Below are 22055 nucleotides of genomic sequence, written 5' to 3'. Positions count from 1 at the left end.
CCGCCCCATGTGCTCTAGCACATGGGGCATTCACAGGAGGGATTTAGATTGAAAAAGAAAGAGCTAAGAGAAATTGGCAAAGGCCTTATATTTGTTTCCCCTTGGTTAATTGGTTTTATAGTTTTTACATTAATTCCATTTATAGCTTCTTTTTACTATTCTTTTACCGAATTTAGTATTACAACGGATGTAAAATGGGTTGGAACAGAAAATTACAAAAGAATATTCAACGACCCATTATTTTGGAAAAGTCTTAAAAACACACTTGTTTTTGCAATAGGACTCGTCCCACTTGGCCTTGTTGTGGCACTTTCAACAGCATTTCTTATGAACAAACCTTTAAAAGAAGTAGCTTTCTATAGAGCAGCAATTTATATGCCATCAATAGTTCCTGCATTTGCATTTTCTGCGGTTGTAACATGGTTTTTCCATCCATATCTTGGACTTGTAAACAGCATTTTAGAATTTTTGGGAATTAACGGCCCGTTGTGGTTAAGCAGCGAAAAATGGGTAAAACCTACAATAATAATTGCAGCACAATGGGGTGTAGGTAGTGCAATGCTTATATTCTCAGCAGCATTAAAAGATATACCAAAAGAGCTTTACGAATCCGCAAAAATAGATGGAGCAAAGAGTTTTACTATGTTCAGAAAAATAACTTTGCCATTAATAACGCCAACTATTCTTTATTATCTTATTACTTCAACTATAGGAGCTCTGCAAATATTTGATCTTCCAATGTTATTGACAAACGGTGGGCCTGCTAACGCTAGTATGTCACTTTCCATGTATATTTATAAACATGCATTTACATATACCAATATGGGTTATGCTTCTGCACTTTCCTGGATACTATTTTTCTTGACATTTGTTTTGACAATAATATACTTTGTCACTTCAAAAAAATGGGTTTATTATTTTGGAAATTGAGGGGTGAATGTAATGAAAAATACATATATAGTAAGAAGAATAATCCTTATCTTAATAACATTTATTTATTTGCTCCCATTTTTCTGGATGGTGGGAACATCTCTAAAACCAGATAGTGAATTATTAACTTTTCCACCAAAAATATTTCCTGAAAATCCAGATTGGTCAAATTACGCAAAAGCTCTAGAAAAATTCCCTTTTTTTACATACCTTAAAAATAGTATAATAATAACCATAGGAAACTTAATTGGAGTTATTTTATCTGCTCCATTTGTTGCATATGGTTTTTCAAAAATAAAATGGCGTGGAAGAGAATTTTTATTTGCTACGATGATGGCAAGTATAATGCTTCCTGGAGCAGTTACAATGATACCTGTATTTTTAATATACAAAAAACTTGGCTGGTTAAACACTTTTCTTCCACTCATAGTTCCAGCATTTTTGGGTGGAGGAGCAATGAATGTTTTTTTAATCAGACAATTTTTCAATACTATTCCAAATGAAATTCTTGAAGCTGCTAGAATCGATGGAGCAAGCGATTTTAAAATATTCTTCAAAATTATGCTACCTCTTTCAAAACCAGTTCTTGCACTTATATCACTTTTTACATTCACAGGAAGTTGGAATAATTATATGGGACCATTAATTTATATAACTAGCGAAAGTAAATACCCACTTGCACTTGGAATGCCAATGTTTATGAGCCGATATGGGACTTATTGGAATCAGGCAATGGCAGCTGCAACACTTACACTCATTCCTACTATTATTTTCTTCTTTGTAGCCCAAAAATACTTAATCGAAGGAATTAAGCTTTCCGGATTAAAGTAAGGAGGAGATTAAAGATGATTCCTTGGGAAGATAGACCAAAAGATTGTAGTGATGTTATATGGAGATATTCAAAAAATCCAGTAATTAAAAGAAATCAAGCTAAAAATTCAAACAGTATATTCAACAGTGCAGTTGTAAATTTCAAAGAAGGTTTTGCAGGAGTTTTTAGAGTTGATAATACAGAAAGAAACATGAATTTAAGACGTGGTTTTAGTAAAGATGGAATAAATTGGAAAATTGATGATAGTACTATAGATTTTATTCGAGAAAATGAAGAAATAGAAAGTGAATATAAATATGACCCAAGGGTAATATATATAGAAGATAGATACTGGATTACTTGGTGTAATGGTTATCATGGACCAACTATAGGTGTTGGATTTACTTTTGATTTTGAAAAATTTTACCAAATAGAAAATGCATTTTTGCCATATAATAGAAATGGTGTGCTTTTTCCAAGAAAAATAAATGGAAAATACGCAATGCTTAGTAGACCGTCAGATAAAGGTCATACACCTTTTGGCGACATTTTTTACAGTGAAAGTCCTGATATGATTCACTGGGGAAATCATAGATTTGTAATGAACCCAGGATACAGCCCATGGCAATCACTTAAAATTGGAGCAGGACCTAACCCCATAGAAACAAATGAAGGATGGCTTTTATTTTACCATGGAGTACTTTTATCATGTAATGGTTATGTCTACAGTTTTGGAGCAGCTTTATTAGACCTTGATAAACCATGGAAAGTAATAAAGAGATCAAAAAAATATCTTTTATCACCACAAATGATATATGAACAGATCGGTGATGTTCAAAACGTAGTTTTTCCAGTTTCTGCATTGGTTGAAGACAATAAAGTTGCAATATATTATGGAGCAGCTGATACAGTTACTGCGCTCTGTTTTGGCTATATAAACGAAATAATTGATTGGCTTAAATATGAAAATTAATAGGAGGAACAAATATGATACCACTTTATCTAAAAATCGCAAATTACCTTGAAACCAAAATCTTAAAAGGTGAATATTTACCTGGAGATAAAATTCCATCAGAAAATATACTTTCAGAGCAATTTAATACAACCAGAACAACTGTAAGAAAAGCATTAGCAGAACTTGAAAAAAAAGGGATCATTACCAGAGTATTTGGTCTTGGCACATTTGTTACAGAAATAAATATAGTTTCAAAGAAAAAAATAGGAATTATAGTTCAAAACACGAAGATCGTTTATGGAATAATAAAATTTTGTTCTAAAATTGGAAGCAAATGTTTTGTTGTTGAAAGAGTAGAGAATCTTGAAGCTGAAAAACAGGCAATAAAACAACTTTTATCTATGGGGGTTGATGGAATAATTATGGAACCAACTACAACCAGCAGAGCAAACGACATTTTAAAGTCACTACTTCGAGATAATTTCCCAGTTGTATTTGTTGATAGATCTATCGATATAGGTTTTCCAGTTCCTACCGTAATTAATAACAACTACAGTGGAGGAAAAATGCTTGGTGATCACATGAGAAAAGTTCATAAAATAAAAAGTGCAATTTATGTAACCAGTGAAGATATGACAATTTCAAGCGTATATGAAAGATACAATGGTATAAAAGATGGACTCAAATTTTCACCAGAAATCATCAAAGTTTCAAAAATAGATGGAGATTATTCACAAATAATTGAATTTGCTAAAAAGGTAGATGCAATATTCTTCTGCAATGATATGATGGCTGTTAGAGGAATAACCACACTTTTACAAAATAACATCAAAATTCCAGACGATATTAAAGTTTTAGGATATGACAATGATTACGTTTCAAAAATCTTGAATCCCAAACTTACAACCGTAAATCAAGACTTATCTCTTATTGGAGAAACTGCTGCCTCATTAATGGTAAGTCTCATAAAGAACGAGAAGGTAGAACTTGAAAATAAAATTGAATCAAAACTCATAGTCCGAAATTCTTGTGGATGCAAAGAAGAGGAGGAGAAAAATGTACAGAGGAAAAGACAAAGAAATTAGCCACTTAAAAAGGGCTCTTTCTGAAATATATCCATATTGCATTCTAAAACGTGAAGAATACACAGGTTGGAAACATGATGGAAAAGAAATTTCTATACCATATGAATGGTCTCACCAAAAAATTACATTCGAAAATGAATTTAAAATTGACAATAAAAACACATACTTGAGAGCATGGTTTGGTGGTGAAACACTTATATTTATTGACGAACAACCAGTAGGGGAAATAAACCCATTTCATAGAGAGTTTGATTTATCACCATATTGTGATGGAAAGGTTCATTCAATAAAGGTTGAAACTGTCCCAAGAGGATTATTTGGAACAAAAGAAAATCCCCTTTTCAACGAATCCTTCTTAATTTACTACGATATTGAATTAAAAAAAGCTCTAAACTTTGTGTATAATGTAATTCAAGTTGCAGAAGAAACCACGGACCAATACTTGGCACAAGCATTAATTAATATCACTGATGAATTTCTTTCATCCATTTATGTTCCAAGAAATACAAAAGAGTATCTAAACAATGTTCTAGATAATCCAGCAATTATACAAGAAATTAAGAGTGTATGGAATCCACCAAAACTTAAATACACCAATTCCAGAAATAACAGTGACATTAAAAAGAGTGTTCTAGAAAAATTTAATAACTTTAAGGAAAAGATTAAAAATATTCCATTTCCAAAGCATGGAAAAGTTTTTGTAGTTGGACATGCACATATAGATTATGCATGGCTCTGGCCCGTAAATGAAACAAAAAGAAAAATAGCAAGAACTTTTTCAAATGCGGTCACTCTTTCTAAAAAATACAAAGAGTTTATCTACACACAATCTTCTGCAAAAATGTACAAAGATATAAAGGAAAATTATCCTGAATTGTTTGAAGAAATAAAAAAATTGGTTTCCGAAAATAAATGGGAGCCTGTTGGAGGAATGTGGGTTGAATCTGATTGTAATGTTCCTTCCGCTGAATCATTAATTAGACAATTTTACTATGGCCAAAAATTTTTTGAAAAAGAATTTGGAAAAAAATCTAAAACTTGCTGGCTCCCTGATGTCTTTGGCTTTTCATGGATTTTACCACAAATATTAAAAGAAGCTGACATAGACTACTTTGTCACAACCAAACTTTACTGGAACGAATCAAACGAATTTCCATACGATCTATGTAAATGGCGCGGTATAGATGGCAGTGAAGTCATTTATTACAGCTACAAAAACATGGAAGAAGGCTATAACGGAAAAATTTCAGCTAAATCTATAATCAACACATTTGAAAATTTTAGGCATAAAGACTTAACATCTTCAATTCTTTTGTCTTTTGGATATGGTGATGGTGGTGGCGGTCCAACAGAAGAAATGTGTGAAAACTACTACGCTTTAAAGGAAATCCCAGGAATACCACAAGTAGAATACAGTACTGTAGACAACTTTACCAAAAATCTTCCAAAAGAAAATATTCCTGTCTGGGATGGAGAGTTGTATCTTGAACTTCATAGAGGAACACTCACCTCACAATCTAGGACAAAAATATTACACAAAAAATGCGAAGATAAACTAAGAGAAATTGAAATATTAAACGCACTCTATGGAAAAAATTACCAGAAAGAAATTGATGATCTCTGGGATATAGTTTTATACAATGAATTTCACGATATTTTGCCCGGTTCCTCAATTCACGAAGTATATCAAGGTGCTGAAAGTGATCTAAATAAAGTGTTAGACAAAGCCGAAGATATAAAAAGACAAATTCTAACCAAAACTAGTAAAAACAAGCTCGTAATATTTAATTCTTCTTCATTTAAACAAAAAATATACTTTGAATCTGATAAATTATTAAACCTTGAATTAGACGGAAAATCACTAAAAGTTCAAAAAACATACGATGGAAAGTATCTTTATTATTTAGATAAATACATTAACCCCCTTGAAACTATACAATTAAACATTAAAGATAAAATGCCAGAGCTTGAAGCCAAACCATTTGAAAATAAATTAATAGATCTTACCATATTTGAAGATGGAAGCATAAATATATTCGACAAAAAAACTAATAAATATCTCTTCAAAAATAGTGGAAATATTTTAATGCTTTACAAAGACATTCCATATTACTGGGAAAACTGGGATATCGATGCAAATTATGCAAAAAGTGGAAGAAAACTCAACGCAAATAAAATTGAAGTAGTAGAGGAAGGATCAATAAGAAAAGTCGTTAAAGTTGAATATAAAGTTGAAAACTCAAAAATTGTTCAATATTACATTCTTCAAAGAGATTCAAATTGGGTTGAAGTAAAGACAGAAATTGACTGGCATCTTAGAAGAAGCTTGCTAAAAGTTTTATTCCCAACTAATATACTAAGTAGATACGCAAAATTTGATCTTGACGCCGGATACATTGAAAGGCCAACTCACAAAAATACAAATTTTGAAAAAGCCCGCTTTGAAGTTCTAGGACATAGGTGGGTAAATATTTCTCAACCTGACTTTGGAGTGTCCATAATCAACAATGGAAAATACGGCCACAGCGTTGACAACAACGTAATCGGGCTTTCACTAATAAAAGCTGGAACATATCCAGACTTTTTTGCAGATGAAGGCTTCCATGAATTTTCATATGCAATTGTTGAAAGCTCAAACGTTAAAGATACTATACAAATCGCTGATAACTTTAATAAAAGAATATTTGCGCTGGAAAAATTCGATACTAAGGACTTTTCAATAAAAATTTCTCCTGATAACTTCAAAATACTAGCACTAAAAAAACTAACACCAAATACTATAGTGCTTAGACTTGCTGAAGTTGTTGGGACAAGTGGAACACTAGAAATTGAGATTGAAAATTTAAAAAAAGCATATATTTCAAATATACTAGAGGAAATTAAAGAAGAATTAAGTGTGAAAAATAATAAAATAATTTTAGAATACGAGCCATTTAAAATATACACATTTATATGCAAGCTTTAGAAAAATCCCCCTCCTATAAAAATTAGGAGGGGCATTATATTTTTATTATATTATTTTTTATACACAATATAACTTATCTTTCTAAAATTACCTCCAAACCTCTATGTTCTAAAAACCATCATATTTTTAATACAAAAGATATATAAATGTTACTCTATATTTTCTTATATGTAGTATTAAATTAAAATCTAATTGTTAGAATGAAAATGCCCCTTTTTCCTACAAAATCCCACCACAAAGAAAGGAGGAATCCTCATGCAAGTAAACTACATCACAAAAATCGAAAAAGTTCCACAACTTTCCGAGGAAGAAAAAATCAAGTTAAAAAAAGTAACGGAAAAGTATAAGTTTAGAGCTAATGATTATTATTTAAACTTGATTAATTGGGATGATCCAAATGATCCAATAAGAAATTTAATAATCCCACAAATCGGTGAGTTAGAAGAATGGGGAAGACTCGATGCATCAAATGAAAAATCATATACAATTTCTAAAGGTTTACAACACAAATATAGAGACACCGCGCTTTTATTAGTCAACGATGTTTGCGGTGGATTTTGTAGATTTTGTTTTAGAAAGCGCCTCTTTATCAATGTAGGAGAAGAAGTTGCTAGAGATGTTTCTGAAGATCTAGAATATATTAAAAAGCATAAAGAAATAACAAACGTGTTATTAACCGGCGGCGATCCACTATTACTTGCTACAAAAAAACTTGAAAAAATAATAAGTCAGATCAGAGAAATTGATCATGTTCAGATAATAAGAATAGGAAGTAAAATGGTCGCATTTAATCCATATAGAATCACTGAAGATCCAGAATTAATAGAATTGATCAAAAAATATTCAACAGATGAAAAGAAAATATACATCATGACACAATTTAACCACCCAAGAGAAATCACAAAAGAAGCTATTAAAGCTGTAAATATGCTTCAAAAAGCGGGGGCAATTCTTGCAAATCAAACACCTTTGATAAAAGGAGTTAACGCAGACTGGAAAACACTTATGGAACTATTTAAAAAACTTTCATTCATAGGTGTTCCTCCATACTATGTATTTCAAGGAAGGCCTGTTGCAGGAAATAAACCTTTTGCAGTTCCAGTAGAAGAAGGATATCAAATATTCTTAAAAGCAATCATGAATGTATCAGGACTTGCAAAAAGAGCAAGATTTGCAATGTCACATGAGACAGGAAAAATAGAGGTTTCTGCTCTTACAAAGGAACATATTATATTTAGATACCAACGTGCACATGACCCAAAAAATGCTGGAAAAATAATGGTATACAAAAGAAATCCAAACGCATACTGGCTCGATGATTATACCGAACTTGTCGAAGAATATTTTGTAGAAAACCCAATCCTTTAAAAATAAGCCATGGGCCTCCATGGCTTATTTTTTCCTTAAACTTTTTTCCGACCTTCATTTTAATTTTTTCCCCCTTTAAGATATAATTTTAATTAGCCAAACTATTATTTAGGGAGTGAAGATAATTGGAATTTGCACTTAGCATAGATTGTGGAACCCAAAGCCTTAGAGCTCTCCTTTTTGATGGGCTTGGAAACTTACACGATATGGAAAAGATCCAATATACTCCATATTATTCACCAAATCCAGAATGGGCAGAACAAGATGCCAATATTTACTGGCAATCTTTATGTAAAGCTGTTAATACTTTAAAAGAAAGAAACAAAGAAAAATTCAAAAAAATTATTGGCGTCAGTATAACTACACAAAGGGATACAGCGGTCTTGGTTGACAAAAATGGTGTTCCATTAAGACCGGCTATAATCTGGCTTGATCAAAGAAAAGCTTCGTACAAAAATCCACTTAATTTTTTCGAAAATATTGCTTTTTCAATAATTAAAATGAAAGAAACTGCAATAAGAATATATAGAAAATCAAGGCCAAATTGGATCAAAGAAAACGAACCCGAGATCTGGGACAAGACTCACAAATTCCTTCTTTTATCAGGTTATCTATTATTCAAACTCACAGGTAAGTTCATAGATTCAACTGCCTCTCAAATAGGACATATCCCATTTGATTATAAACACCAAAGGTGGCCTAAAAATAAAAATAGTTGGAGATGGAGAGTCTTTGGAGTTGAAAGAGAAAAGCTCCCGGAGCTTGTTCCACCTTGCACAATTGTTGGAAAGATTTCAAAAGAAGTTGCAAGCCAAACAGGGATTCCTGAAGGTACACCCATTATAACTTCTGGATCAGACAAGGGATGTGAAACTATTGGTTCTGGTTGTACTTCTTCAGATTGTGCAAGTTTAAGTTTTGGAACAACCGCTACCATTCAGACAACTTCAAAAAAATATTTTGAAACAATCCCTTTCATTCCACCATATCCTGCGGTTATTCCAAATGCATATAATCCAGAAATTGAAATATTTAGGGGCTATTGGCTTGTAAAATGGTTTATAAAGGAATTCGGAGAAAAAGAACTTGAATTATCAGAAAAATTAAACGTTGCTCCAGAGATAATATTAAATGGATTTCTTGATAACATACCCGCTGGATCTGAAGGGTTAATTTTGCACCCTATGTGGACACCAGGCCTTGATATGCCAAATGCAAGGGGAGCTATAATAGGATTTTCCGATTATCATACAAAAGGCCATATTTACAGAGCAATTATAGAAGGTATAAATTTTGCATTGAAAGATGGCATGGAAAGAATAGAAAAAAGAGGAAAAATAAAAATAAAAAGACTAACCGTCTCTGGTGGGGGCTCACAAAGTGAAAAAATATGTCAAATTACAGCAAATATGTTTAATCTCCCAGTTTATAAACCAAAAACACATGAAACTTCGGGCCTTGGTGCTGCATTATGCATCTTTGGTGCTCATTCGACAATAGACGAAGCAATAAAGAATATGATCCACTACAGTAAAGTTTTTTACCCAGACAAAGAAGAAGCTGAGATCTACAATGAATTATACAAAAAAGCATATAAAAAAATTTATTCTTCACTACGTAATATTTATTCCAACATCAAAAAATTATCAGATAACAACGATTAAAAAACTAGCGCCCAAAGGGGCGCTAGTTAAAATTAGTGAGATGAAAGAAATTTAACTATATTAACCGCAAGTTTGGCATCATCTCCATAGCTCCAACCATCGTGTAATATATCATTTTTATCCCCTGTTCCATCATCAAACGGAGAGCTGTCTCCTATAGCAACAACAAAACCTTTTCCGTAACTACTCAAAACTAAATAAGGCTTTTTATTCCTATCTGAAATTAAAATTTTTACATCATCTCTTAAAACCTGGATAGTACTTCCTGCCCAAGCTCCAACATTGTTTATTCCTTCTGTTATTTCATGTTCATACACGTATTCTAATGGTTCTTCTTCTATACTATCCCCAGTAAATTTAAAACCAAAATTTTCTACAAATTCATTAAATATTTTTGGAGAATCCCAACCATTTCCATTTCTGTCTGAACCGCCATGGTCAGCTATTAAAAATAGGCCACCACCATTTTCAACAAACTTTAATATTGCATCTATTTCTTCTGCTTTAAAAGGTCTGTTAGGTTCAGGAATAATAAATACTTTATAAAGGCTTAAAAGTTCGTATGTAAGATTTTCTTTTGTACTTTCAACATACATACCAAGCTCATTTTTAAGTGCATTTGCAAAATCAGAATATGCACCATATATTACCCAATCTGCATTTCCTGCCTGCTGTCCGTGCCCTTCATCAAATAAAACCCTTTTAGCAAATACATCTTTTTCAGGATTAATAGAAGCAATTACTGATCCCATCTGGTTTTCATTCATATCTTTTATAAACCTTATCATTATTTTAACTGTTGAATCTATTTTTTTATCAAGCTCAAGTATAACTACTCTATTACTGAAATACATCTTGTGACCTTTTATACTTCTTCCTGCAATTCTTATAGTTTTATTATCTATAACGCTTTTTTCAGAAACTGGTTCATTAAAAACAACATATACCTTATCATCCTTTAAAAATACTGATTTTACTTCAGGTGGAAAGACATCACCGGCTTCTATATCTTCCATACTTCTTGGCCAAAGTTCGAAAAATGATTGATATCTTCCAAGGACTCCCTTTACCTTAAGATGCATTCCAACTCTAAAATAAGATGTAAGTATGCCGGTATTTTCACGAATAAATACCATACCATTTCCACTTCCATCATCAATATATACTTTTCTTGGATCTGATTGCTCTATTTTTACTACATCACCCTCTACTTCTACAAACAATCCTTGATATTCTTCATTAGTAATATCCTTTGTTGATATTTTCTTTGGTTGAGGCAAAATATTATTTTTAGATAAGACCTTTATGTAATACTTTTCTTTGTCAGCATCAATTACAAGTTCTCTATTTAATCTATGTGTCCACATGTATCCACTAATTTCAACTAAATCCCCTCTGTTTATACCTTCAAAATGACCCCCACGAAGGTAAACATTAATTCCTCCACTTTCATCCTGGATAAAGATAATGTTTACATCAAAAGGGCCTGGTTCAACGGTAACAATTCCTCTTACAATTACATCTTTCCCATCGCTAAGAGCCTTTGCATCTGAAATACTAATAACTGATGAAAATAAAAATAGTGGAACAAGTATCAAAAGCATAAAATAAAGTTTTCTCATACCTTTCCCTCCCATATTTTAATTTATCATATTATTGTATCATATGTTATAATTTCAATGAAAGGGGGTCTTAGTTTGATAAAAGATATATTCTTTGATCAGGTAAAGCCAGCATATGGTTGCACCGAACCCATAGCTGTAGCATTATCGACAGCTACGGCAAAAAAGTATTTGAATGAAAGTTTAGAAGAATTAAAAGAAATAAAAATATCTCTTGACAAAAATACCTACAAAAACGGACTTGTTGTAAATATCCCGGGCACAAATATATACGGCCTTGAAATTGCTGCCGCTTTGGGATATTTATGTGGAATCCCAGAAAAAGGACTTGAAGTTTTAAAAAATGTAAATTCTCAATGCCTGAGCAAAGCCATGAACCTCAAAAATAAAATTAAAGTAGAAATTAATGATGTGCCATACCTTTATGTGGAAACAATAGCTGTATCAAAAGACAATCACACCGTTAAAATTTTAATTGAAGGAAAACATGACAACATTGCAAAAATAACTATTGATTCTAATACAATCCTTGACAAGCCATTTAATCCATCAAAAACCACCTTAGAAAACATTAAAAAATACTCAATTGATGAAATTATCGATTATGTTGAAAATCCGGACAAAGAAGTTTTAGATTATGTTGAAAAAGCAATTGAAATGAATATAGATATTGCAAAATACGGAATGCAAGTGGAAGGAAATTTTTCAAACGCTGCAATAAATGACTATGTAAAATACGTAAGTGCAGGTGTTGACGCAAGAATGAGCGGGGTCTTAAAACCAGTAATGACTGTTGCTGGAAGCGGAAATCAAGGACTTTCATGCATACTACCAATAGCTACAAAAAGAGAAGAATACGATAAAGAAAAAATCTTAAAAGCAACATTGCTAAGTATATTAGTTACAATATATATAAAAGCATATACTGGTCTTTTAACTCCAATTTGCGGGGCAGGAAGTATTTCTGCTGCAGGCGCTGCAGCTGGGCTCACATATCTAAAAGGTGGTAACAGACAACAGATCAAAAATGCAATTAACGACACAATTGGAACATTGTTTGGATTAACTTGTGATGGAGCAAAAAGAGGGTGCGCTCTAAAGGCAGTAACGGGAACACTTACCGCTATTCAAGTAAGTGAGCTTGCAATAAATAATATTGATGTTCCTTGTGGAAATGGTATAGTTGCAAAAGATGTTGAAGAAACAATAAGACGTGTTGGAAAACTTACCAATTCTGTAAAGCAATTTGATAAAGATGTATTAGACTATATAGGAAAATGTTAGTGGAGGTGTAGCATTTGAAGTGCCAACATTGTAAAAAACAAGCGATATTAAAATCTCCAAGGCTATGTGAAGATCATTTTGTAGAATACTTTGAAAGAAAAATTGGTAAATTCTTAGAAAAGTATAAGATTAAAAACAAAAAATTATTGGTAGCCATATCCGGTGGTAAAGATTCAGTTGTTGTAAGCTATGTTCTCTCAAAACTAAAAGAAAAATTCAACCTTCAAATTGAATATTTCTTTATAAGACTTGGAATACCAGTATTTACAGAAAAATCCGAAGAAATAGCTACAAAGGTAACAGAAAGTATAAATTATCCTCTAACAATATATGATTTGAAAAAAGAAGAAGGATTTACCATTATGGATATAAAATATAAACCATGTTCATACTGTGGAATGATTAGAAGATATATTCTTAACAAATATGCATTTGAAAACGATTTTGATTACGTTGTTCTTGGCCACAACTTAGATGATGAAGTTTTCTTCATTTTCAATAATATGTTCAACAAAAATATTCCGCAGCTGCAAAGAACAGGCCCACTTACTCAAACTATAAAGGATAAAAAACTTGTTGGCAGAATAAAGCCACTATATTTCCTTACAGAACAAGAAATACTACTTTATGCAAAACTTAAGAATCTTCCATATGTGGGTTGTGCATGCCCAAATTCTCTGGAAAGTACTCAGAAAAAATTTAAAAAAGATATAGAATTTTCAAGGGATCAAAAATTAAACATCGTCTATTCGATACTTGAAATGAAAAAGTATTTGCCAGAAGAAAAAGTAGAACTAAAATTCTGTGAAAATTGTGGATATCCAACTACTTCTGATACATGTAAATTCTGTAGAACCAAAGAAAAAATTCTAAGCACGCTTTAAAAAGGAGGTCTATACCTTGCAAAATAAAACTTTTATGTATATTCTTATACTTGTTGTAGTTGTGTTTTTAATATTTGATCTATTTACAGTATTTAATAGACGTCCAAAGTTTGATATAACATTTTACAAAACTGTTGTTGAAACGGATTACTCTGACACCGCTACAATCACAACAATTGCTGGACTTTCATTTAAAGACAAAAAATCAATGTATGAATATAAAGAAAATTACACAAATGCATCATCAAAAACCTTCTTAAATTACTTTGAACAAATTTCAAAGGAAATAGGTAAAACAATAACTGTATTAAATTATGAAAATTCTGCAAAAGAACGTGCAGGAATTCTTGAGATAGAAGAAGTTGCCGTATTAAAAAATCTTGTAGATGTTTCAAATAATACCTATACTCTAAACATGGGAAATATCCAAATAAATCCAAATCCCAATTCCCTTTTTATTGTTTACATACCAAAAGATAGTATTTTAGTTTCTTCAAATCCAACACCAACTAGCTTTGAAAACAATAAATTAAGCTGGGATGGAGAAAGTCTCAAAAACTTTCCGACGGTGATATATAGGAGGAAATGATGGGAATTATAGAATGGTTAGTATTAATTAGTACAATTTCAACTTTATCTTTTTCATGGGCAGTTTACTTAATAAATTTACATAATAGTAAAAATCTTCCCGAAAAAATCAAGGAAGATGAGGAACGTTTAATTCAACTTATGGGAAGAGTAAGAGTCTTTGTTGATTCCAAAATAGAGATTTTAGAAGAAAAAATGAAAGAATTAAACGAGTTAATTTCTCAAATAAATGACCTTTATTCAAAATTAGTTCTGGAAGTCTCTGAATATCAAAAAAACATTAAAACTAATTCTAAAACATCATACGAAGAAAAAAAGAAAGTTGAGGCTGAGGCAAATTCAGAAAATTTTGAAAAAACCTTAGAAGGAACAATAGAAAAAAGAGAAACCAAAAAAACCGAAATGACAAGAGAAGAACAAATTATAGAGTTATACAACCAAGGAATTGAAGAATCCGAAATTGCAAAGAGATTTGGAATGGGTATAGGAGAAGTACGGCTTATTATAGACCTATTCCATAGAACAAAAAGTAAATAACTAAATCTTCAATATGAAAAAGCATTCCTATTATTTAAATAAACATATTCAATAAAGAAAAATTATTCACAAAAAATAGCACCTTAAATTATGAGAAAATTAGTTACAAAGAGGTGTACTGTTTGAATTACCTTGATTTGTTTAAACCCTTTATATATAAAGACGAATTTATTACTCTCCCTTACAGATTATACTCACCAAAAATAGAAAATAATAAAAAATATCCTTTAGTTGTATTTCTTCATGGAGCCGGAGAGCGTGGAAATGATAATATAAAACAAATTACAGCTAATAAAGGAGCAACTGTCTGGGCATCTGCTGATGTTCAATCAGAAAATCCATGCTTTATTTTGGCTCCTCAATGCCCTGAAAATAGCTGGTGGGGTAGCTATAAAAAGGATGACTTTGTTTTTGAAGCTAATACTATTTTATATACTGTTATGCTATTAATTAATAAAATCTCAAAAGAAAATCCAATAGATGAAAACAGAATTTACATCACCGGTCTTTCAATGGGAGGCTTTGGAACTCTAATCTTATTATCAGACTTTCCGGAAAAATTTGCAGCAGGTGTAGTTGTTTGTGGTGGCGGCGATTTAGACAAAGTGTCAAGATATAAAGATATACCAATCTGGCTTTTTCATGCAGAAGATGATCCAGTAGTTTCCGTAGATTTTTCAAGAAAGCTTTTTGAAAAAAGCAAAAGTATAGGTGGAAATATTAAATACACTGAATATCCAAAAGGATTACTACCCTCAAAAAAGATTCATCCTCATGCAGCTTGGGAGTTGGCATATAACGATAAAGAAATGATCAAATGGCTCTTTAATCAGATAAAAAGGAGATAAGGGGGAATTATTTTGCAAGAATTAATATATATAATTTTGATTACTTTAGGATTATTAATAGGCTTGTTTTTAGGCTACAGACTTGGATACAAAAAAGGGAAAAGTGATAAGAATGCAGAAGAATTATCTTCTAATCTTTCTACAATCAATAATCTTTCTATCCAAATAGCAGAATTAAAAGCCAAATATGAAGAAATAGAAAAAGCAAGGCTTGAAGCTGAAAAGCAAAGAGAAAAACTAAACGAAGAAAAAGAGAAAAGATTTAAAGAGTTTATAGAAAACACTCAAAGGTTATTTTCAGAGATAAGCAACAAAACTATTAAGATTGATGAGGAAAAAGAGAAACGAATAAATGAATTAGTTGAGCAAATGAAAAATTTCTTTGAAGAGCAAAAGAAAAATACCGAAAAATTTTTAAATGAACAAGGAAAATCAAGAGAAGAAATCGAAAAAAGAAGGGATGCCCAAATCGAAGATATGAAACGGATGATTTCCATGTTTACAAAAACAGTGTCTGGAACAAAAACCAGAGGTATGACTGGTGAATTTCTTCTAAAAGAAGCATTAAAAGAATCAATAAAGGTTGGATTAATTAAAACGAATTTAAAAACTGAGAATGGTGAAGTAGAATTTGCCTGGGATCTTGGTGACGGAAAGTATATTCCAATTGATTCAAAATTCCCAGATGTATTTCAACTATTAGAAGAATACAACAAAGTGGAAAATTCAAAAGAAAGAGAAAAATTAAAGAAAGAAATTATAAATAAAGTTAAGAAAGAAATTCAAAGAGTTCAAAAATATCAAAATCTTTTTAATACCATAGATAGTTGTATTTTAGTTGTACCCGAAGCCATCTTAGAAATTGCTCCTGAACTTGTTGGATTAGGCCGAGAAAAAAACGTATTTTTATGTAGTTACAAAGATGTTTTTGTTATAGCTCATACATTACAAGATAAGTATATAAGACTAAAGGAAGAAGGAGACATAGGAAAATATAAGCAAATGGTTTCTTTACTTTTTCAAATTATCGAAAATATTAACAGTAAGGTCTCTACAATTGATAAAGCATTAACTACTATAGCAAATGCAAACACTTATATTAAGGACTATATTAATAAAGCTAAAGAAGCTGGCTCTAGTAATAATATAAATTAACATGGAGGTGATTTTATGATAGGAACTCATCCCTATGTTAAATGGGCTATTAAAGTTATTGAAAATTATATCTTACACTCAAAAGTAATAGAACCCGATCCAAATTCTCTTCCAAAAGAATTTTTTGAAAAAAGAGCAGGTTGTTTTGTTACTTTGCACACCAAAAATGGCAACTTAAGAGGCTGTATAGGAACATTTGAACCTACTCAGGAAAACCTTGCATTTGAAATAAGAAACAATGCAATTGCAGCTGCAACTCAAGATCCAAGATTTCCACCAGTATCAAAAGAAGAGTTAGACAACATAGTAGTATCTGTTGATGTTCTAAGCGAAATTCAACCTGTATCTTCTCTTAATGAACTTGATCCCAAAAAATATGGGATCATAGTTGTTAAAGGGTTTAAAAGAGGTTTACTCTTACCCGACATAGAAGGAGTAGATACTATAGAAGAACAAATAAGAATTGCAAAGCTAAAAGCTGGAATTTTTGATGATGACTTTAAAATATTTAAATTTACAGTTGAACGATATCATTAATTTAAGTATATTTCATTCCATATTTTTTCTATTTCCTTCTCATATCTTTTAAAAACTTCTAAAACCTCTGGTGCAAAATGCGAAGGCTGCGTTCTTCCATCACCTTCCAATATAATTTTCATTGCCTCTTCATGAGTAAAGCTTTTCTTATATGGCCTTTCTGAACGCAAAGCATCATATACATCAACAATATGAGTAATCATCGCCTCAATTGGAATTTCTTCTTTTTCTAGACCGTAAGGGTATCCTGTCCCATCATAATTTTCATGGTGATAAAGAGCAATGTTACGTGCAATCTTAAATTGTTCTTTATCACCTATTAAGCGTGCTCCATAGATGGTATGTTTTTTCATTTCTTCCCACTCTTCTTCCGTTAATTTCCCTTTTTTCAGCAAAATTTCACGTGGTACAAATATTTTACCAATATCATGAAGTGGTGCATAATAACGTATATCGTACACGATTTTTTGAGAAAATCCCATTTTTTCAGCAATAAAAGCTGACAAAATACCTACTCTTTCTATATGATTCCCTGTATTTTCATCATATCCTTCAGCAACCATGGCAAGTTGTGAACTAAAATATATATATGATTCTTCAAGTTCTTTATTAATCTTTTCAATTTCAGAATAACTACTTTCTAGTTCCTGATTTGCAGCATTTAATTCCTGCATATACGCCGATACTTCTTCTGCCATTTTGGCAAATTCACTTGCTATTTTATTCATTTCTTTTATCTCAAAATTAAATGTTCCATCTTTATAAAGTGATTTTTCTTTTCTAAATCTCTCAATATTTCTAATAAGCAGGCTAAAATCATTCGAAATCTTCCTTGAAATTTTTCTTGAAACCCTATATGATATTAAAAAACCTAGTACAATAAAAATAGTAAATAATAACACCAAAAAATAAAATACCCTGTAAAATATTGAAAAATTAATAGAGATGTTTAACAATAATGGTCCAAAAAGGCTATGAGCATCTTCAAAAGCTACGGGATAATAAATTTCATAGCTTCCTTTATCACTTTTTCTCTTATAAATACCTTTATAAGCAACCAATTTTTCAAAATTTTCTAGTACAAAATCATTAATATCGCCATCTATCGTTTTTCCGTTTTTCGTATATAAACTTATTGAATTCACAAACAAATATTTTCTATTTAATTTATTTAAATTACTGATAAAACTTGTTAATATGGAAGTAGGCATCTTCATATGAAGTAAATAAACCTTATTATTAACCCTAATATAAAGCTTATTCTCAAGAAAACCATTGTATACATTTTTAATAGAGTAATAACTTATTGAATCTTTCAGTTTATCCATTAAAAATTTGTCTAAACTATCAAAGTTCAATTCTTCAAAGTAAACTTCTTTAAAATAATATGGTGCCCTCGAAAACAAATATGTTAAAAATTCTTCAAATCTATCTGGTTCTTCTCTAATATTATAGATAGTTTCATCGATCTTTTTTTCAAAAGCCCAACTGACTTCACGAACTGTATTTTCCAAAAGTTCCATGCTACTTTTAATAAAGCCAAGAGAAATGTTCTGAACCTGGCTATTTATAGCACTTATTGAAACATAAACAAATAATGTTACAATTAAAAATAAAGTCAAAATCCCTATTACAACATATTTAAAAAAATTTTTTATAAAATAAGTTTCAAAATTCATTACCATCCACCTCAAAAATTGTTAATTGACCTTCTGCAATTTTTTTTCTACTCTTTATTTGTTTTAATTGCCCTTCTTTTAAAACTCTTACCTTTTTCTCAAGTTCACTCTTTTTAGTTATAACTTCTAAAATTTCCTTTGCTCTTTCAACTACACCATCTGGAACTCCCGCAATTTTAGCAACTTCAATACCATAACTTCTATCTGCAACTCCGTCAACAACTTTATGTAAAAAAACTATACCGTCATTTGTTTCTTCAACTTCTATCGTTAAATTTTTTATGCCCTTATACACATCAGAAAGTTCTGTAAGCTCTGTAAAATGAGTAGCAAATATTGTTTTACATTTTATCTCGTTGTATATGTACTCACTCATTGCCCACGCAATGCTTATCCCATCAAAAGTGCTAGTTCCTCGACCTACTTCATCTAAAAGAACCAGACTATCTTTTGTTGCTTTTGACAAAATTAATGCAACTTCGCTCATTTCAACTAAAAATGTGCTCTTTCCAGTTGAAATATCATCCCTTGCACCCATTCTAGTAAAAATTCTATCAAAAATTGGAAGCTTTGCACTCTTTGCTGGAACAAAACAACCAATTTGGGCCATAACTGCTATTAACCCAACTTGCCTTATGTAAGTACTTTTCCCACTCATATTAGGCCCTGTTATAACATACATTCGCCTTAGCTTATCCATGTATATATCGTTGGAAACAAAGTTTGATACATACCTTTCAACAACAGCATGTCTTGCCTCTTTTACAATAAATTTTTCATCATCAAACTCTGGTTTTACATAACCATAGAGCTGGGATACATATGCAAACGTTGATAAAACATCTAACTCTGCTATTTTTTCTGCAGTTTTTTTAATGTCATTTACATATTTTAATATCATCTTAGTTAATTCATCAAATAAAGCTTTTTCAAGAATTTCAACCTTTTCACGTGCTGACATAATCTTTTCTTCAAATTCTTTAAGTTTTTGAGTAATATATCTTTCTGAATTTACAAGCGTCTGCTTTCTTATGTAATAATCTGGTACATTTTTCACCTGACCTTTTGGAACTTCAATATAATACCCAAACACTTGGTTAAAACTAACCTTTAATTTTTGAATATTTGTTCTTTCTCTTTCCTCTTTTTCAAATTCTTTCAATTTATCTTCAGAGTGAAATAAAAGATTTCTATAATCATCAAGTTCAGGAGAATATCCATCTTTTATTACATTCCCATCTCCAACTGTACTTGAAGGATCATCATATAAAGCTCTTTCAAGCAGTTCTACAACTTCTGGAAATTCTTCTATTTCTTGTATATACTTTGAAAATTTTTCATTTGTTTTCAAAGCATCTAAAATATTTGGAATAATATAGAGTGTATTTTTCAAAGAAATTAAATCTTTTGGAGATACTTTTCCATATTGAAGTCTGGTTAAAATTCTTTCTACATCAAATATTCCATTTAAATATTCTCTTATCTCATTTAACAATAATCTATCATTAAAAAATGCATCAACTATTTCTTGGCGTTCTATTATATCCTTTTTTACCTTCAAAGGTTGCAAAATCCACTTCTTTAAAAGCCTTGAACCCATGGCAGTTTTTGTTTTGTTTAAAATATCGTATAAATTCTTTCCTTTTTCACCAGGAATTAGAGATAGATTATCAACTGTCTTTGAATCTAAAATCATCCATTTACTTTCTTCCAATTTTTTTGGCTTTTCCAATGCTAAATTGCTCATTAGTGTGTATTCTAAATATTTTAATAATGCACCTAACACTCTTAACTGTTCGTTTGAAAGTTCAAAGTGATCAAGTGAAACAATTTCAAACGTTTCCTTCACTTTGTCTTCAAACCCTTCAAAATACCAATCATCAAGCTTTTCTATAAATTTATTTGGCAAATTATTATTTAATTCATCAAAAATTTTTTCTTCACAAATTATTTGAGATATATTTACTATAGAAACAAAATCAATTAAATCATTAATTGTCTCAAAATCTTTTACAAACAATTCACCGGTTGAGACATCAACAAAAACAGTATTAAAATTTTCTCTAAATGCAACAGCCATTAAATAATTATTTTCAGAACTTAATAAATCTTCTTCAATCAAAGTGCCAGGAGTAATAACTCTTGTTACTTCTCTTCTTACGATACCTTTAGCTTGAGAAGGATCCTCCATCTGCTCACAAATTGCAACTTTATAACCACTATCAACCAATTTTTTCAAATAATTATCGAGGGCATGATGGGGTATACCGGCCATTGGAGCATTTTGCCTTTTTGTTAGAACTATATTTAATACCTTTGAAATAATTTCTGCATCTTCAAAAAAAGCCTCGTAAAAATCTCCAAGCCTAAAGAGCACAATTGCATCTTCATAATTTTTCTTTATATCCATATATTGCTTCATCATTGGGGTTAAATTCTTCAATTTAACCATCCTTTCGTTGATTCTTTTTTTCAAAATTAATTTCTGCAATAGATTTTTGAATATACAAAGGTTCAACTTTCTCAATAAAGTTCCCAAGTTCTACTTCCTTTTCGGCTAAATAACCTAGTCTAGACGGTTCAGGATAGTTATATAACTCTGGAAGATTTCCACCAAAGTACTCTGCACCATCTCCTATGACTACAAAATTTTCCATCTTTTCAAGCTCTTTTGAAAAATTCTCGATTGATTCAACAAAAGGTTCAACAATAGTATTTAAATACTCATCATATATTGCACCATAAATATACCCTTGCCGTGCTTTTCTTGTGACAACTATATTTTTTCCACTATTCATTAAATTGGCCGCAATAAGTTTTGTCGAAGGAACGACAACTATCTTTTTATCTATAGAAAGTCCAAGAGCAAAAGATATTCCAACCCTTAGACCCGTTAAACTTCCAGGACCTATTCCAATACCTACAACGTCAATATCTTCAAAGTTTATATCCAAATTTTTTAAATTATTCATTACTACACCCAAATTTCTTCCATGCTTATCCTTTCCCATGTAGGTCTGAGTAATAATCTTTTCAGAATCTCTATAATACACTACAATTTTTGATGTTGAAGTATCTAAAGCAAGTATTTTCATATTTCTCCCTCCATTTCTATTTAATTTTATCATATTTAAAAAAATAAA

Annotated in this window: 18 protein-coding genes; 14 read left to right on the top strand and 4 right to left on the bottom strand. The window is 31.0% G+C overall.

What is annotated here, in order from left to right; genetic code table 11:
* Positions 1-48 precede the first annotated feature (48 nt).
* From EO083_RS02550 to EO083_RS02520, 7 genes are all read left to right on the top strand, one after another.
* Positions 49-930 (top strand): carbohydrate ABC transporter permease, encoded by an 882-nt coding sequence (locus EO083_RS02550; RefSeq protein WP_126992631.1) that lies wholly within the window; start codon positions 49-51, stop codon positions 928-930.
* Positions 931-942: 12 nt separating this feature from the next.
* A complete protein-coding gene (locus tag EO083_RS02545; RefSeq protein ID WP_004101577.1) occupies positions 943-1761 on the top strand; it encodes a carbohydrate ABC transporter permease in 819 nt (272 codons plus the stop codon).
* Positions 1762-1775: 14 nt separating this feature from the next.
* Positions 1776-2714, top strand: coding sequence for a glycoside hydrolase family 130 protein (locus tag EO083_RS02540; protein WP_164723684.1), 939 nt, complete (start codon positions 1776-1778; stop codon positions 2712-2714).
* Positions 2715-2728: 14 nt separating this feature from the next.
* Positions 2729-3781, top strand: a complete 1053-nt coding sequence (locus EO083_RS02535; RefSeq protein ID WP_126992629.1) for a GntR family transcriptional regulator — start codon at positions 2729-2731, stop codon at positions 3779-3781.
* Positions 3753-6746, top strand: a complete 2994-nt coding sequence (locus tag EO083_RS02530) for an alpha-mannosidase (RefSeq protein ID WP_126992628.1) — start codon at positions 3753-3755, stop codon at positions 6744-6746. The genes EO083_RS02535 and EO083_RS02530 overlap by 29 nt, the downstream gene beginning before the upstream one ends.
* A 255-nt stretch (positions 6747-7001) precedes the next feature.
* A complete protein-coding gene (locus tag EO083_RS02525) occupies positions 7002-8114 on the top strand; it encodes a KamA family radical SAM protein (RefSeq protein ID WP_126992627.1) in 1113 nt (370 codons plus the stop codon).
* A 125-nt stretch (positions 8115-8239) separates the two neighbouring features.
* Positions 8240-9778 (top strand): FGGY-family carbohydrate kinase, encoded by a 1539-nt coding sequence (locus EO083_RS02520; RefSeq protein WP_126992626.1) that lies wholly within the window; start codon positions 8240-8242, stop codon positions 9776-9778.
* 32 nt (positions 9779-9810) lie between these two features.
* On the opposite strand, the gene EO083_RS02515 is transcribed toward EO083_RS02520, so the two are convergent.
* The gene (locus tag EO083_RS02515) at positions 9811-11400 is read right to left on the bottom strand and encodes a DNA-binding protein (RefSeq protein WP_126992625.1); all 1590 of its coding nucleotides are present in this window, start codon (positions 11398-11400) and stop codon (positions 9811-9813) included.
* A 75-nt stretch (positions 11401-11475) separates the two neighbouring features.
* Here EO083_RS02515 and EO083_RS02510 point away from each other — a divergent pair, with 75 nt between their 5' ends.
* The 7 genes from EO083_RS02510 (at position 11476) to amrA (ending at position 17233) form a co-directional block, all read left to right on the top strand.
* Positions 11476-12684: an L-cysteine desulfidase family protein gene (locus tag EO083_RS02510; RefSeq protein WP_126992624.1), complete on the top strand. Its 1209-nt coding sequence runs from the start codon at positions 11476-11478 to the stop codon at positions 12682-12684.
* 14 nt (positions 12685-12698) lie between these two features.
* The gene (locus EO083_RS02505; protein ID WP_126992623.1) at positions 12699-13568 is read left to right on the top strand and encodes a PP-loop family protein; all 870 of its coding nucleotides are present in this window, start codon (positions 12699-12701) and stop codon (positions 13566-13568) included.
* 16 nt (positions 13569-13584) lie between these two features.
* A complete protein-coding gene (locus EO083_RS02500; protein WP_126992622.1) occupies positions 13585-14157 on the top strand; it encodes a DUF4897 domain-containing protein in 573 nt (190 codons plus the stop codon).
* Positions 14157-14693, top strand: a complete 537-nt coding sequence (locus tag EO083_RS02495) for a DUF6115 domain-containing protein (RefSeq protein WP_126992740.1) — start codon at positions 14157-14159, stop codon at positions 14691-14693. Before EO083_RS02500 ends, EO083_RS02495 begins: the two co-directional genes overlap by 1 nt.
* 122 nt (positions 14694-14815) lie before the next feature.
* On the top strand, positions 14816-15541 hold the full coding sequence (locus tag EO083_RS02490) for a carboxylesterase family protein (protein WP_126992621.1): 726 nt from the start codon (positions 14816-14818) through the stop codon (positions 15539-15541).
* 12 nt (positions 15542-15553) lie between these two features.
* Complete coding sequence (gene rmuC / locus EO083_RS02485) at positions 15554-16696, top strand: DNA recombination protein RmuC (protein WP_126992620.1); 1143 nt, start codon at positions 15554-15556, stop codon at positions 16694-16696.
* Positions 16697-16711: 15 nt separating this feature from the next.
* Positions 16712-17233, top strand: coding sequence for an AmmeMemoRadiSam system protein A (amrA, locus tag EO083_RS02480; RefSeq protein WP_126992619.1), 522 nt, complete (start codon positions 16712-16714; stop codon positions 17231-17233).
* On the opposite strand, the gene EO083_RS09935 is transcribed toward amrA, so the two are convergent.
* The 3 genes from EO083_RS09935 to tsaB are packed head-to-tail and all read right to left on the bottom strand — an operon-like array spanning position 17230 to position 22007.
* The gene (locus EO083_RS09935) at positions 17230-18912 is read right to left on the bottom strand and encodes an HD-GYP domain-containing protein (protein WP_241229934.1); all 1683 of its coding nucleotides are present in this window, start codon (positions 18910-18912) and stop codon (positions 17230-17232) included. The genes amrA and EO083_RS09935 overlap by 4 nt on opposite strands.
* Complete coding sequence (mutS, locus tag EO083_RS02470; RefSeq protein WP_126992738.1) at positions 18902-21364, bottom strand: DNA mismatch repair protein MutS; 2463 nt, start codon at positions 21362-21364, stop codon at positions 18902-18904. Before mutS ends, EO083_RS09935 begins: the two co-directional genes overlap by 11 nt.
* Positions 21357-22007 carry a tRNA (adenosine(37)-N6)-threonylcarbamoyltransferase complex dimerization subunit type 1 TsaB gene (tsaB, locus tag EO083_RS02465; RefSeq protein ID WP_126992618.1) on the bottom strand — a complete coding sequence of 217 codons (651 nt, stop codon included), beginning with the start codon at positions 22005-22007 and terminating at the stop codon, positions 21357-21359. Before tsaB ends, mutS begins: the two co-directional genes overlap by 8 nt.
* Between the last annotated feature and the right edge of the window lie 48 nt (positions 22008-22055).

The organism is Thermosipho globiformans (assembly GCF_003990895.1).
Classification (GTDB): domain Bacteria; phylum Thermotogota; class Thermotogae; order Thermotogales; family Fervidobacteriaceae; genus Thermosipho; species Thermosipho japonicus.
Note: the sequence above shows the minus strand (reverse complement) of the source record. Positions and strands in the feature narration are given on the sequence as shown.

What these genes read in the sequence shown, in the direction of transcription:
- EO083_RS02545 (WP_004101577.1), top strand. Translation starts at nt 943, where the DNA reads ATGAAAAATACATATATAGTAAGAAGAATAATCCTTATCTTAATAACA.
- EO083_RS02540 (WP_164723684.1), top strand. Translation starts at nt 1,776, where the DNA reads ATGATTCCTTGGGAAGATAGACCAAAAGATTGTAGTGATGTTATATGG.
- EO083_RS02535 (WP_126992629.1), top strand. Translation starts at nt 2,729, where the DNA reads ATGATACCACTTTATCTAAAAATCGCAAATTACCTTGAAACCAAAATC.
- EO083_RS02530 (WP_126992628.1), top strand. Translation starts at nt 3,753, where the DNA reads ATGTACAGAGGAAAAGACAAAGAAATTAGCCACTTAAAAAGGGCTCTT.
- EO083_RS02525 (WP_126992627.1), top strand. Translation starts at nt 7,002, where the DNA reads ATGCAAGTAAACTACATCACAAAAATCGAAAAAGTTCCACAACTTTCC.
- EO083_RS02515 (WP_126992625.1), bottom strand. Translation starts at nt 11,400, where the DNA reads ATGAGAAAACTTTATTTTATGCTTTTGATACTTGTTCCACTATTTTTA.
- EO083_RS02495 (WP_126992740.1), top strand. Translation starts at nt 14,157, where the DNA reads ATGGGAATTATAGAATGGTTAGTATTAATTAGTACAATTTCAACTTTA.
- amrA (WP_126992619.1), top strand. Translation starts at nt 16,712, where the DNA reads ATGATAGGAACTCATCCCTATGTTAAATGGGCTATTAAAGTTATTGAA.
- EO083_RS09935 (WP_241229934.1), bottom strand. Translation starts at nt 18,912, where the DNA reads ATGAATTTTGAAACTTATTTTATAAAAAATTTTTTTAAATATGTTGTA.
- mutS (WP_126992738.1), bottom strand. Translation starts at nt 21,364, where the DNA reads ATGGTTAAATTGAAGAATTTAACCCCAATGATGAAGCAATATATGGAT.
- tsaB (WP_126992618.1), bottom strand. Translation starts at nt 22,007, where the DNA reads ATGAAAATACTTGCTTTAGATACTTCAACATCAAAAATTGTAGTGTAT.